The sequence below is a fragment of the Leptospira interrogans genome, from assembly GCF_900156205.1.
Classification (GTDB): Bacteria; Spirochaetota; Leptospiria; order Leptospirales; family Leptospiraceae; genus Leptospira; species Leptospira interrogans.
In genome coordinates, this window is the sequence record NZ_FTNA01000011.1 from 65797 (window position 1) to 80066 (window position 14270).

The following is a 14270-nucleotide window of genomic DNA, read 5'->3' on the forward strand; positions in this document are numbered from 1 at the left end:
CAGAATTTCACTGTAAAACTACAGCTTGAAGGAATTACCATAGTTTTTTGCAAAAAAATTAAATTCTATAAAAACGGATTTTCTGAGTCCGAACACTAAAACCAAAGTAATTTGGTATTTCTGAAAAAGTTGAAATCTAAACTTTACAAATCTATTTTCAAATGTGGGAACTACCACAAATCACTGTTTTACAAACAAATTCTAAAATTGTAGGAACTCATGACCTTTAGAAAACTATTTCTCATTTCCTTGCGTCGAACTCATCTTAAAACTAAATTTCTTTTTATAAAATTACAAAAGGTAAAATTTGATTTTAGAACACGACACAAAATCGTCTTATTTACCAAGATTGAACACATTTAACTTATAATAAAAATTTCTTTTTTGAAATTGAGAACTCTATCCAATTCATCAAAAATCAAATAAAACAGAAATTTCTATTATATTTAACAGTTTATTTCTCAATATTTTATTTTTTATTTATATAAAAGATAAAAATCCAATATAGCGAATTTTATATTGACTTAAAAAATAAAAACTTATTTTTTGGTAAAAAATTTCTAAGGAGGGCCAAATGAAAAAGAATGCAATTTTTAAAGTATCAGCCGGAGCTCTTTTGTTCTGTTGCATAATTCCATTGAATCTATTCTCCCAAAATTCAAAAAAAGAAAAAACAAACGGACCAGTTCTTAACTTGGACCCTCCTTCCGACGTCCGGTATGAAGAACAACCAAACGATGGAAAAGGAATTCCTGAAATCCAAGAGGAGCTTGCTAAAGAAGAACCTTATAAAAGTCCCTACAAAGGAAAACTTCCGGGGGAATTTATGAAATCCATGCCTCTTTCTCCTGAACACCAAGAAGCAATAAGAAGGACGGACAAACTTTGGTTTGGAGATATTTTTAGAACAGGTTTTCAAATTCGCCCTCGTTTTGATTACAGTCATAACGCAGATTTTGATAAGCGAACTCAAGATGATAGAAATTATGCAACTCAAAATTCTCAAGTTTTTTTCGTCGTAGACCCAAACCCATACGTCGCCGCTAAAGTTACAATTCAAGACGTTCGAGTTTTTGGAGGTGAACAATCTCGTAAAGACGGACAACTCGGTTATTTAGGTCTTTCTAATTCTGCCGGAATAGAATTGAGTTCCGCCCCAACTGCAAACAATTCCGTAAGCATTAAGAACAATACAGATTTAAGAGAAGGTTTTGTACAATTGAAAAACTTTGCGGACGGTTTTGAAATTTTTATTGGAAGACAGATTTTCGGTTTTGGCGACAACAGATACGTTGGTGGAAGAAACGACGGTCAAACCGGTAACTCATTTGACGGAGCTCGAGTAAAATACAACTCTAAATATTTCAACTCGGAAGCATTCACTTCCATAATTGCAGAAGACTCAAATGCAGGGGCAGGAAATAACACCGCAAATGGTGTTAAACGTGGAACGGTCAACGATACTTACCTTTCTGGTTTATACAATACCGTTAAGTTCGAAGACTTTAACGTGGATCTTTATTACTTTAACGTAGATAGAAAATGGGAACAAGGCCCCAACCCAGTCACAAGCCAAGATAGAACCAGACAAAGAGACGATTTAAACACCGTAGGGTTTCGCTTAACAAATAGAACGGATAACAACCGTTTGCCGAAGACCAAAGCTTGGGATTGGACTCTGGAAGCCTCTTGGCAATACGGCTACAATGGTCAAAGAGTCAACGCCGGTTGGGACACACTCAAACAAACCGTAGACGGAAACCCTAACTCTAAAAGAATTTATACGGAAAGAGTAGAATACGATTCCAAATTTTTCATCGCTCAAACCGGTTATACTTTTTTTGATCGGTTCCGTGTGGGAATTCAATATTCGATCGGCTCAGGTGACCCCAACAGAACAGATAACAAAGTAGCTACCTACGACGCTTCCTTTGCGACTAGATCGGGAGGTTTCCCTTATTTTGATTCCGGAAATGGTATTGCAAACGCAACCTTTTGGTCAAACACAAGAACGAAATCGATTCATCTGATGTATAATTCTCCAAATTACGGTAGATTTATATTCGTAGTTTATGATATTCAAAAGGCTTCAGTAAACGACGCGTGGTATTCCTCCGGTGGCGCCGCAAATACCGGACTTACTACAGAAAACCCTACTGGTGCTGCATTTGGAGGATATAAGTTGGGAGAAAAAGGAGGTAAACGTCTTTTTTACGAATTCGATTTAATCTATCAATTTTACCTCAAGGACTACGTATCTATCTGGACCGGAGGTTCTTATCTTCTCGCAGGAGACGCAGTCAGAAATGCAAGAGTGAATCCTTGGGCTCCAAACATAAACGACAGATATACACTGGACAATAGAGCCTATAGTTTTTTTCTGTTCGTTCAATTTGCAATGTAATTCATAAAATTGGAATTAGGAAATCAGCATGAAAATAAAATTTTTTAAAATTACCACCATCGTGTTTTTTACAATGACCTCGAACCTAGGGCTCTTTGCAAAAGATATAACTCTACTTAACGTATCTTATGATCCAACAAGAGAACTATACGCCGAATACAACAAACTTTTTGCAAGTTATTGGAAATCTAAAACTGGAGACGAAGTAAGAGTCAATCAATCCCACGGAGGAAGTGGAAAACAGGCACGATCTGTGATCGACGGTTTAGAAGCTGATATTGTTACTCTTGCACTCGCATACGATATAGATATCATCGCGTCCAAAGGTTTAATTTCTAGGGATTGGCTAAAAAGTCTTCCAAACAACAGTACTCCTTATACTTCTACCATCGTGTTTGTAGTTAGAAAAGGTAATCCTAAAAATATAAAAGACTGGGACGACCTAGTTAAATCAAAAGTAAGTGTAATTACTCCAAATCCTAAAACAAGTGGAGGAGCCAGATGGAACTATCTCGCTGCTTGGGCCTTTGCACAAAAAAAGTTCAACAACGATACAAATAAAGTTCAAGACTTTATAAAAACATTATATAAGAATGTTCCAGTTTTAGATTCAGGGGCTAGAGGTTCTAGCAATACTTTTGCACAAAACGGAATCGGAGACGTCTTGATCGCTTGGGAAAACGAATCCTTCCTCATTCTAGAAGAATTTGGTAAGGACAAATATGAAGTAGTCATTCCATCTTTGAGCATTCTCGCCGAACCACCCGTAGCAATCGTGGAAAAAAATGCGGATAAACACGGAAATTTAGAAACTGCAAAAGCCTATCTCAAATCCCTCTACTCCGAGGCGGCGCAAGAAATTATTGCTAAACATGGTTATCGCCCTAGAAGCCAAACCATACTTAAAAAATATGAGACTAAATTCCCAAAACTAGATCTAATCACAGTAGACGGACATTTCAACGGTTGGCAAAAAGCACATAAAGACCATTTTGCTGACGGCGCTTCTTTCGATCAGCTCTATGTCAAATAAAATAGATATACTCTTTTTAAATGAAAAATAAAACTATATCTTTTTTCCATTATTCAATGTCATATAATAGGTTATATAAATTTCTCTTAGAAAAGCGTACTGAGTGTAAACATTAAGTAACTACCATATAGACATCGATATAAATTTAAAAATAATTTACTCAGCTTTAAAAAACATGAGTAAATTATTTTTTTCTAAATGTCATATCTTTTTTTATTATTTATATTTCATAAAAAATCTCACGCCATAAAACTTAAAAAATTGATTATCGTAAATTTTTACTGCAAAACATTAGACGCCTTATTCATAACTATATAATAAAGTACCTAATATTTTATATGGAACTAGCGTTTTGTGATAAATTTAACGGTACTCAATTTTATAGAAATTAGTAATATAAGGAAATCTCAAAAATACATTAGAATAACAGAAATTTGCATTTTAAGTAAAGATAAAGTATTTTTGAGATAGATTATAGATAATTCGACCCTTAAATAGCACCATCAATTCTTCAGGCAAGTTTCCGTTTAGGTAGAATTTTAAATATTTTATTTTAACGTGAGTTCGACCATGATTCATTGTTTTGAAAAAAGTTAGAATCTGAATTTGCAGATTATTTTCTAAAATGTGAAAACTACCACAATTTAGAAAATAGAAGTTTATAACAATTGAATTTTTCGTATTCAAGTGTAGGAACTATTACGAATCACGATTTTAAGAATAAATTCTAAAATTGTAGGAACTCATACTTTTAGAAAATGTTATATTCACATTATGTAAAATTTAAAAATAGCCGTTTTGCTTTTACAAAAAACTTTCTACAACAAACACATATCTAACTTTAAAAATACAATCAAGAAGTCTCCAATTTTTAAAATATAATAAAATACGAAAGCGAGATTTTTACAACTCCGTTGAAAGCAAAAGACTACGCTACGCTTGTCTTTTTGCAACATCGCTTTTTACGAAAGCGATGATTTTTACAACTCCGTTGAAAGCAAAAGACTACGCTACGCTGTCTTTTTGCAACATCACTTTTTACGAAAGCGATGATTTTTACAACTCCGTTGAAAGCAAAAGACTACGCTACGCTTGTCTTTTTGCAACATCGCTTTTTACGAAAGCGATGTTGGCTCAAAAAAGGCGAGGTTTTCGGGACCTTCATGAATGACAATTCGATCCACTTTTCCCCCTGCAGTATGTACACTTTCTTTGAGATAATGATAAAACCATCTTGCAATGTTTTCGGAAGTAGGATTGATTTTTTTAAACTCTTCTAAATCGTTAATTAGAATATGATCTAACCTTCCTACAAGTTCTTTGAGTTTTTGTTTGGAAGTGAGAAAATCAAAACTGATTCCATCGTCCCCGATATTTTTTTTTCCTGAAAGATAAAGTTCTACCTTCCAAGAATGTCCATGGATCGGTTCATCCGATCCATCTGGAAAATATTTGTAGAGATAATGTGAGGATTCAAAACGCTCCTCGATTCGAATATAAAATCTTCCTGATTCTTGAAAAAACATAGATCTTGACTTTCTTTCCCACGTCTATATACTGGAATTCCGAGTTAATTTTGTTTCCGAGGAAAAACGTTTCTCGCAACTTGCAGAAATAAAATATCCCGTAGAGTTTAATGATAGGAGATATTCAATGACGGAAGTGGTCAAGCCAAGATTTTATAAGGAAATGACTGTAGGCGAAGCAATGGCAGTTCACCCAGAAGCAGGTCTTGTTTTTTCAAGCTATCATTTAGGTGGTTGCTCCCACTGCTCCATCAACGAACTTGAAACCATAGAACAAGTTTGTATGGGTTATGGCGTGGAAGTAGATGTACTTGTCGAAAGTTTAAACAATCTTCTCGAAGATTCGGAAGACTAAAAAACATCCCGGAGAAAATTGTTTCTCTGGGTTCATTTTCTCTCTAAAATCATTCTTCTTTTTTCAACCTAACTCAAACATAAAAACTTTTTCTATATCCGATAATACGTGCACAACTTGGTTTCTTCCATTCTTTTTTGCATAATGAAGTGCATGATCAATTTCTTGAATCAAACTGAATCTAAAAACAAGCCAAGTTTTCGATTGAATTTGTTTCATTCTTGATTTTCGAATTATCTACCATGATAAAAAATATTCACAATTTGAATTGACTTTTTAATTTTGGGCTAATTGCAATATGAAATTCAGATTTCAAAAACTTGGATCTATTTTCGTCTGTATTTTTTACAATTTGTTTTTTTCTTTTGTTTCACTCGAAGCAATTACAATCGAAGTTTTTATTCCTTTATGCGACGGTAAATCGTTAGTATGTGGAAAAGGGAAAGCGGGAGATCCTCGTTCGTTAGAGGAAAATCTATACTGGGGTGCCGCCTTCGGCGCTGAGACTTTTTTTAAAAGAAATTCCAATTTTAAAATTCTAGAAATCAAAGAAAGAAAGTCAGATTCTCCCATTTTAAGAACTCTCATAATTGAAAAAAAAAGAAAACAAAACGAAACATATACGAAACTTATCATCTATGCCTACGCAGGAGATAAAATAGATAACGCGCTTTTAGACTTTTTAAACGCTTCCTCCGGAAAATCTCCTGCCGATATTATCGTCTGGTCCGGTCACAATCGGTTAATGGATCGTATTTCACCAAAGCTACAATCTCAATCCGCTAAAACCGTAGCCGTCCTTGCCTGCGAAAGTGAAAAATACTTTGATTCCGTTTTACGTTCAATCGGCGCAAAACCAATCGTTTTGACAAAAACTTTTATGGCTCCAGAAGCCTATCTTTTAGAAGCGTTAACCGAAACCGTATCTAAATTTGGGGCTGAGGATAAAAAATCGATCCGATCCGCTATGATTCGTTCATACGCAAAGTATCAAAAAATTTCTTTAAAAGCGGCAGGAAGTGTCTTTTCTAAATTAGAATAGAGCTTGGAAACTCTATGGTATTTTGGTTTTAATAAAAAGTAAGATTTAGAAACTCTAAGAAATCTGAACATAAAATATCGAGATCAGATACAAATATCATTAGAGTTGTTGAAAACTTCATATCAAACGTGAGTTTGGTATAATAAAATCTAGGCGAATCCACCGTGCCAGACCACATCTTTTTGTTCTGATCAACAAATTGAGGGTTTGCTTGAAAATAAAATCTTTTCCTGATTTCAATTTATTAGAGTTGTTGAAAAATTCCATAGCAGCAATTAACAAAACGCTTCAATCGACCGTTTCCATACAACGAAAACCCATAGAGAATTAATTTTTCAACAATTCTATTATAGAACACGATCTTTCGAGCGACCCGTAGAAGTGAGATGCTGAGTTTGAAAAAACATTCTGCTGAATTTTCCTACCCCTCAATCACTTTACTCAAACAAATATATAAATTAACTTTAAAAAAGTATAATATTTTAAAATTTTAAACTGGAATATAGTAATAACGAATTCCCGCTTTTCGAAAATAATTTCGAATTCGTTTGTCCATCTCAGAACTTTCTATAGGTTTTAAACCTTTTAAAAAAGTTCCCTCATTGATCTGTAATATTTCACCTAATGTATCAAATCGATAAAATTCAAGTCCAGACTCTCTTTTCAGAACCAATAAATTCATAGTTAAAAAGTTTTCATTTCTATATTCTTCTTCAGAAAGTCCGTAAACGAATGCACTTGGAAATATTCTATAAACCGAACCCTTATATTCCACGGTATTTTTTCTTCGATCCAAATCCTTGAGCACGGTATAAGAAGACCAATCGGTTATAAAGTAGATAGTCCCACAGCGAAACGTTATATAATATTTTCCTTTTTTACTTGTAGCCACTACTTCAGAAGAAATCATATCTCCTGGAGAATAATGTTTTTGAGCAATCCTTTCGAGTCTATTCCGAAGTGATTCGTCTAAAAATTCTACAGAGTCATTTTGTTTCATTTTTCCAAGCTGATGATAGATTCTATCAAACTCTTGTTTTTCGTATCCTTTATTTTTTACGAATGTCTCTAGTTGTTTTTTCAGATTTTTAAGTCGGATTTGAAAGTAGGGAGAATCATTTTTTCCAGCAAGTTCGAACATCTCTTCCCAAAGACTTTCTAATTCTCTGATTTCGTCCTTTTGATCGAAGGTTTTTTTTTCTACCTCCTCCAATATGACTTCAAACTTACGTTTTAAATCGAAAAAAAATCTGGAATCTTTTACGGGGTCCATACACGTATTTTTATTATCGGTCCTTTTTTTGGAATTTTTATAGAAACTATTCTATTTTACATCCCAAACGCATATTCCCTAAATAGAATGTGGTAGATTTTAGATCAAAGTGAGTGGACTTTGTTGATCTCTATAAAATGAATTAATTTGAATTTTTATTACAAAATACTGTTTCAGTGCAAAATATTGATACTCTATTATAGAACCCTAAGTAAGTTTTTATCCTGAAACCTTAAAACGTAGGATCATTATATTTTTTAGTCCTTCGATACAGAACGAGTTTTTAATAGTTATTTATCTACACTTTTTCTAATTTGCCATTGCACCAAACACATGTTAAATTAACAAACTTAGAAAAATTTGCACTAATACTAAATATAATGTATTCGATAATAAACGCATTTTTTCAACGCGGATCGAAGAGATACACAAAATCTTTTAATTTGCGTGTTTTCTACTTTTGATCGAAAGTATAATTCCAACCGCGGTCATAGACATGACTAAATGTGATCCTCCGTAACTCATAAAAGACAAAGGGATCCCAGTCACCGGCATCAATCCAATTACAATTCCTATATTGATTGCCATATGATAAAAAAGTAATGCTACGATCCCAGACGCAAGTAAGGATCCAAACCGATCCTTACTTTCATAACTGATCTGAAGTCCTCGAAGTGGTATCGAAAATAAAAAGAATAATAAAAATACAGATCCTAAAAACCCGGTTTGTTCCGCCCAGGAAGCAAAAATAAAATCAGTGCTGGATTCTGGCACGTGTGGAATTCTTCCTTCGGTCATTTCTGCATTCATCAGCCCTTTTCCGAAAAATCTTCCCGATCCAACCGCAGGTTTAGAAGCTCTCAGATGATAACCGGCACCTTGTTTAAATTCCTCCGGATTTAAAAATGCGGTCAATCGAATGACTTGGTTTTCTCGAAACGGAACGGTTTTCATTACTACAACCGCAGAAATTAAACTGATTCCCAAAATTCCAAGAGGTATATAATATTGTCTTAATGTTTTACTTCCTCTTGCAATTCGAATTCCCACCATCACTATACTCGCAATTAAAAATAAAGCCCCAAAGGTCAAAAGTAATTTTTGATTAGAAAAAATCTTAAAGAAAAATCCTCCTTCTACCTCTACTACCTGATCCACTACTTCTTGTAACGCGTTTAGAGTTTTAGGTGTTAGGTTGGCCGCTTTTACATCCTTTCCGTCAAGAGCGAGCCATATCTTTCCACCAAGTCGATTGACCACAGATAAAAGATCAGTCTTTCCAGTTCTTTGTAAAAAGTCAGAGATGTCGTTGATCAAAGTTAATTTAGAATATTCTACAAACATTGGAACCATGAGCGTAATTCCTCCAAACGCAAGCAAGGATCCTATATGTAATATATCTGCTCCTCCTAAAAAGAGCATCGTGAACAATATTGGCAAAAAAGATACCGCAGTTCCAAAATCTGGCTGTAACAATATAAATATCATTGGAACGATTACGATGATGAACGGAATCGATAAGACGACTAGATTTCTCATATCCTTTTCTTTTAAAACCATAAACTGTCCCAAAAGAATTACAGTGGATAATTTCGCAAACTCGGAAGCCTGAATTCCCACGGGTCCTAGTTTGATCCAAGAACGTGCTCCCCTTCCTGAAGGTAAATAACCAATTCCAGGAATTAGAGTAATCATCAATAGAAAAACCGTAAACACATAGATCACGAGAGCATAAGCACCTAACAACTGATAGTTGACTCTAGATACAAAATACATGATCGCAAGCCCGATGATAAAATAAAATAACTGACGATACCATTTCCCGGGCCCATCTTCAAAATTCACTTCCTGGCTATATAAAGTAGTTACGCTACAAAGTACGACAATTACTACCGAAATTACTAAAAAGTAATCTATCTTTTCTATGGACTTATCTGGCTTCAAGAGTTCCCTCCTGTCCAATCTTAGGTTGAGGATTTACTTCTTGCGTCTTTTTGAATGTTCCCGGTGGAAAAGCCGCATGAAACATTTCTCTTGCAACAGGTGCAGCTCCAGCAGCTCCTCCGATCCCGTATTCCACAAACACAACAACTAACACTTGTTCGCTGGCTGGAGCGTTTGCAGGAGCGTATCCTACAAACCATGCGTGATTGGAACCAGAAGCCCCTCTTCTCCTAGTCTGAGCGGTTCCGGTTTTTCCCGCTATTTCTGGTAAAAACGGTTTGTTCAATACGTGTGCAGCCGTTCCACTTTTTACCACAAGTTTTAATCCTTCTTTAATCGCTTCTACAGAAGATTGATTGATCGGTATGTCTCTTAAAATCTGCGGTGTGGTTCTATTGATAATAGAATTATCTACTGGATCTCGAATTTCGCTTACCACATACGGTTGATAGATTTGTCCTCGGTTGAGCAATCCCATATAAAAAAGAGCCATGCCTATCGGAGTGGTAGAAATAAATCCTTGTCCGATAGAAAGATTGATCGTATCTCCATCAAACCACTTTGTTCCATAAGTTCTTTTTTTCCATGCAGAAGAAGGTACAAAACCGGCGGTTTCATCCGGAAGATCCACCTTGGATTTGTTTTCCAATCCAAAAAGTCTGGAATAATTTAAAATTGCATCTGATCCTAATTTATATCCTAAGTTGTAAAAATATACAGAACAAGATTTTTGCAAAGCATGCGCAAGATCATTCGTTCCATGCCCTCCCTTTTCCCAACATAAAAATACCTGATCTGGAACCCCTGCAAAAGTTGATTTCAATACAAAACTTCCGTTACAAGAAAACGTAGTTTCTGGGGTATATCCTATCTTGTGTTGGCTTTCCAACGCGGCAAGAGCAACTAACGTTTTATAAGTAGAAGCGGGTGGAAATTTAGATTTAATCGCTAGATTTAAAAATCCTCCGTTGTCTTTGACTCTTTTAAAATGTGCAGTTCGATCTGCTCTATTTTTTCCTGAAAGTATATTTGGGTCATAACTCGGATTAGAAACCATCGCCAAAATTTCTCCGGTAGCAACTTTGATAGCGATCGCGGTTCCTCTACTTCCCTTTAAAGCTTTATAAGCGGCGATTTGTATATCCTTGTCTATCGTTAGAACCAGATTATTTCCAGGAGAAGAATGTTCTACCACCCGTTCCTCTTCTATGTTTCCTTCGGAACTTCTTTTTTGAATTCTAAATCCGTCTACCCCTCTGAGTTCCGAATCATATTCTAACTCCAGTCCGTCTTTTCCCAAATACTGATACGATTTAATTTTTCCAGAAACCAAATCATCCCTAGTAGGTTTTCCTATATAACCGGTCACGTGTGCAAGGGCTGGACCCATTTTGTAAACTCTTCTCGGGGAAGGAAGTAAAACAATATATTTAGATATATTATCAAATACTGATATTCTTTCTTGTTGTGCAGTGCTGATTCCTTCTAAAAGTACGATCGGCTTTTTAGCCTTTAAGTTTCTGGAAAAGCGGGGTTCGATCAACTCATCCTGGTAATAAGAAATTGGTATAGAAAGAGTTCTTGCAAATTCTTGAATGAACGCCTTTACAGAAGTTGGATCATATTTAAATAAAGAAGTATTTAACACTACGTCCAAAGAAGAGTAGTTCGACACGAGTGCCATAGAAGTTTCAGGTGTGAGAAAATTTCGATCAAACATCTGTCCCCTAGCCGCAGGCATAATTTCACTTTTTCGAACAAACTTTTCGGCCTTAAGGGCGTTATCCGTTCCGTTTAAAATCTGAAGATTGAATAACTGAAATATAAAGGCGGCAAGAGCAAATACTACAAGTCCGGAAAAAGTATAAAGACGAAGTCTAAAACTTTTTTCAAGTCGGTATTCCGACGCAGACTGAGCTCCACCTAACAACTTACGCGTCCCCCATATGATCCAATTGGTAAATCCAAGTCAGAGCATAAAAAAAAGCGGGCGCAATGAGCGCATTAAACAAAGAAGTGAAAAATAAGGAATAACTCATATTCTCATGAAAAAATAGAGAGAACAGATAATACGTGGCCAGTCTGGTGATAAATGTGATCAATAAAGAATAGATCGTAATTGATAGATAATTTTCGTGATAAGCAGAACGCGCAAATTTTCCGACAAGATAACCAATCAGACAAAAGGTCAAAGAATGAAGTCCAATCTTATACGTAACTACGTTTCCCACGGAAATTTCTCCTCCAAGTCCCGAATCGGTCAAGAGGCCTCCAAAAAATCCAATCCAAAGTCCGTAGAGCGGCCCCCTTCTCAGAGCAAAAAAAAGTACAAGCAAAATCATAAAGTCGGGTTTGATCGCCGAACCAATTTCAAATAAATTCGAACCGTTTAAAAAATGAGCGATTAAAATTCCGATCGCGATTACGAGTTTTTCTAAGATCATTGTAAATCTTCCTCGTTCGGAGTGGACGGTTGGTTTTTAGTTTCGTTTGTTTGCGTCTGATTCGTGTTAGGTGTTTTAGTTTGATTCTCTTTTAAACGATCCTCTCCCGGAAAATTAAGTTCTCCAAAATAAGGATTTTCGATCGTGATATTTTGTCCTTCCGGCCAAGTTTCCAACCACTTCTCAGGAAGTTTAAGAAGGATCGTAACACTCTCTAACATCTCAAATCGTACAAAAGGTTTTAAATAAGCACTTTTAAAACTTCCGTTTCTAGGTCCTTCTTCTGTGATAATTCCAACAGGAATTCCAGAAGGAAATACTCCGCCACCTCCAGATGTATAAACCGGCTTACCAATTTTACTTAAAGACTCAGTATATTGGATCATCTCACTCGGTCCCATCGGATATTCTCCAAACACTCTAGGATCGATAATAATTCCGCTATCTATATAATTCAAAAGCGCTTCGGTTCCTCTTCCTGAATTTCCGGATAGATTGGCCCATAAATTTGTATCCGGCATCGATATTCCCATGTTGAAATTGGAATTGATAAGTGGTTGGACCACCGCAGAACCTCCGGTCACAGCAATTACTTTCCCTACAAGTGCTTCTATAATCGCTCCCTTTTGATCCACCGCTCTTGCGGTTACCGGCATATAAGGTTTGATTCCGGAATCGGAACCCTTGTCTATGATAATGGTTCTATAAATGGAATTGAGACGAACAGATAATACTTCCGCCTTGAGACTAGAATATTTTTGTCTACTATGAAATTTGAGTTCTTTTCTAAGAGCGTCGTTTTCCCGATTCGCCTTTTCTAAATCTTGTGGAAGCAATTTATAGTCTTCCATAACGGCAACACAAGAATCCCTTTCTTTACGTATGGTTTCAAAAGATTCCAACTTATTGTAAGCACCTTTGAAAAATCCACCAAAAGAATCGATGGAACCGGATACTACGTCCCCCACCCTTTGAAAACTGGCGATTCCTCGAACGATTACGTTACTTCGAAAGGTTAAAGATAAAATAGAAAATAAAATACAAAAAAGGAGAGAAAGAGTCTCTTTACTTCGACTGAGTTGAAACCATAACATCGATTCTTCCTTTTCTCTCGAATCCGTTCCGAACAAAAGTCGTTCGAAACGTTAGCGAATTTCAACCGATTTCTTAACGTATACCGGGTTTGATATACTTCAACTCGTCCAGATATTTTCCGGTTCCGAGTACCACACAGGTAAGAGGATTTTCCGCACGAAAGACAGGAACTCCAGTTTCTTTAGAAAGATACATTTCTAATCCTCTTAAGAGACATCCGCCACCGGTTAGAACAATTCCTCTTTCTACTATATCCGATGCAAGCTCAGGAGGTGTTCTTTCTAAAACCCTTTTGATTCCATCTAAAATTTCGTCTGTAGGTTCTTTGAGTGCTTTACGAATTTCGTTCGATTCCAGTTCCAAAGTTCTAGGAAGTCCTGAAATTGCGTCCCGCCCACGAACTTCCATCGTTTCCGCTTTTTTTTCCGGAAATGCGTTTCCTATGGTGAGTTTAATATCTTCTGCGGTTCTTTCTCCTACCACTAAATTGTATTGGTTTCGGAGATATTTGATGATTGCTTCGTCGAACTCATCTCCTCCAGTTCGAATGGATTCCGCAATTACCATTCCACCTAACGAAATGACTGCGATTTCGGTCGTGCCACCGCCTATGTCTACGATCATATTTCCTGCAGGTTCGTTGATTGGTATATTAGCACCAATCGCAGCAGCAAGAGCTTCTTCGATCAAAAAAATTTCTCTCGCACCTGCTTGTTCTGCAGACTCGCGAACAGCACGTCTTTCTACCTCTGTAATTCCGGACGGAACTCCGATCACAATTCTAGGTTTTACGAATGTAGTTCGGTTATGCACCTTTGCGATAAAATAACGAATCATTTTTTCGACGGTTTCAAAATCTGCAATCACACCGTCTTTCATTGGACGAATAGCGACGATTTCTCCTGGAGTACGTCCCAACATCCGCTTTGCTTCCTGCCCTACAGCGAGGACTTTACCGGTGGCAGCGTGAACCGCAACAACGGAGGGTTCGGATAAAACGATCCCTTGTCCTTTAACATGCACCAGTGTATTTGCCGTTCCTAGATCGATTCCCATATCGTTAGAAAACAGGGCATAGAGATTATCAAAGATCATTTCAGGTACCTTTCAACCGCGAAGGTTTTTTGTCTTTATTATCTGCTCAGAGTTGAAAA

Annotated in this window: 12 protein-coding genes; 4 read left to right on the top strand and 8 right to left on the bottom strand. The window is 36.3% G+C overall.

Translation table 11 applies throughout. The features are described from left to right. Positions 1-574 precede the first annotated feature (574 nt). Both BW942_RS10735 and BW942_RS10740 read left to right on the top strand, forming a co-directional pair. Positions 575-2404 (top strand): alginate export family protein, encoded by a 1830-nt coding sequence (locus tag BW942_RS10735; RefSeq protein ID WP_082279645.1) that lies wholly within the window; start codon positions 575-577, stop codon positions 2402-2404. Positions 2405-2477: 73 nt separating this feature from the next. After that, on the top strand, positions 2478-3437 hold the full coding sequence (locus BW942_RS10740) for a sulfate ABC transporter substrate-binding protein (protein WP_151303046.1): 960 nt from the start codon (positions 2478-2480) through the stop codon (positions 3435-3437). Between the two features lie 1115 nt (positions 3438-4552). Here the strand turns inward: BW942_RS10740 and BW942_RS10750 are convergent. Next, entirely contained in the window at positions 4553-4963 is a 411-nt protein-coding gene (locus BW942_RS10750; protein WP_000465997.1) for a 6-carboxytetrahydropterin synthase, read from the bottom strand. Positions 4964-5090: 127 nt separating this feature from the next. Here BW942_RS10750 and BW942_RS10755 point away from each other — a divergent pair, with 127 nt between their 5' ends. Further along, positions 5091-5318 carry a DUF1858 domain-containing protein gene (locus BW942_RS10755; RefSeq protein WP_000141324.1) on the top strand — a complete coding sequence of 76 codons (228 nt, stop codon included), beginning with the start codon at positions 5091-5093 and terminating at the stop codon, positions 5316-5318. Between the two features lie 63 nt (positions 5319-5381). Here the strand turns inward: BW942_RS10755 and BW942_RS21455 are convergent, their stop codons facing one another. Continuing rightward, positions 5382-5537: a hypothetical protein gene (locus BW942_RS21455; RefSeq protein WP_000809723.1), complete on the bottom strand. Its 156-nt coding sequence runs from the start codon at positions 5535-5537 to the stop codon at positions 5382-5384. 79 nt (positions 5538-5616) lie between these two features. Between BW942_RS21455 and BW942_RS10760 the strand changes: the two genes are divergently transcribed. After that, on the top strand, positions 5617-6360 hold the full coding sequence (locus BW942_RS10760; protein ID WP_000672059.1) for a hypothetical protein: 744 nt from the start codon (positions 5617-5619) through the stop codon (positions 6358-6360). A 490-nt stretch (positions 6361-6850) separates the two neighbouring features. On the opposite strand, the gene BW942_RS10765 is transcribed toward BW942_RS10760, so the two are convergent. From BW942_RS10765 to BW942_RS10790, 6 genes are all read right to left on the bottom strand, one after another. Beyond that, positions 6851-7633 carry a hypothetical protein gene (locus BW942_RS10765; protein ID WP_000371581.1) on the bottom strand — a complete coding sequence of 261 codons (783 nt, stop codon included), beginning with the start codon at positions 7631-7633 and terminating at the stop codon, positions 6851-6853. 438 nt (positions 7634-8071) lie between these two features. Continuing rightward, on the bottom strand, positions 8072-9577 hold the full coding sequence (gene rodA, locus BW942_RS10770; protein ID WP_000801434.1) for a rod shape-determining protein RodA: 1506 nt from the start codon (positions 9575-9577) through the stop codon (positions 8072-8074). Next, on the bottom strand, positions 9564-11507 hold the full coding sequence (gene mrdA, locus BW942_RS10775) for a penicillin-binding protein 2 (RefSeq protein ID WP_000900432.1): 1944 nt from the start codon (positions 11505-11507) through the stop codon (positions 9564-9566). Before mrdA ends, rodA begins: the two co-directional genes overlap by 14 nt. Position 11508: 1 nt before the next feature. Beyond that, entirely contained in the window at positions 11509-12021 is a 513-nt protein-coding gene (gene mreD / locus BW942_RS10780; protein ID WP_000599731.1) for a rod shape-determining protein MreD, read from the bottom strand. After that, the gene (gene mreC / locus BW942_RS10785; protein WP_000964329.1) at positions 12018-13115 is read right to left on the bottom strand and encodes a rod shape-determining protein MreC; all 1098 of its coding nucleotides are present in this window, start codon (positions 13113-13115) and stop codon (positions 12018-12020) included. The genes mreD and mreC overlap by 4 nt, the downstream gene beginning before the upstream one ends. 73 nt (positions 13116-13188) lie before the next feature. After that, a complete protein-coding gene (locus BW942_RS10790) occupies positions 13189-14211 on the bottom strand; it encodes a rod shape-determining protein (RefSeq protein WP_000575569.1) in 1023 nt (340 codons plus the stop codon). Between the last annotated feature and the right edge of the window lie 59 nt (positions 14212-14270).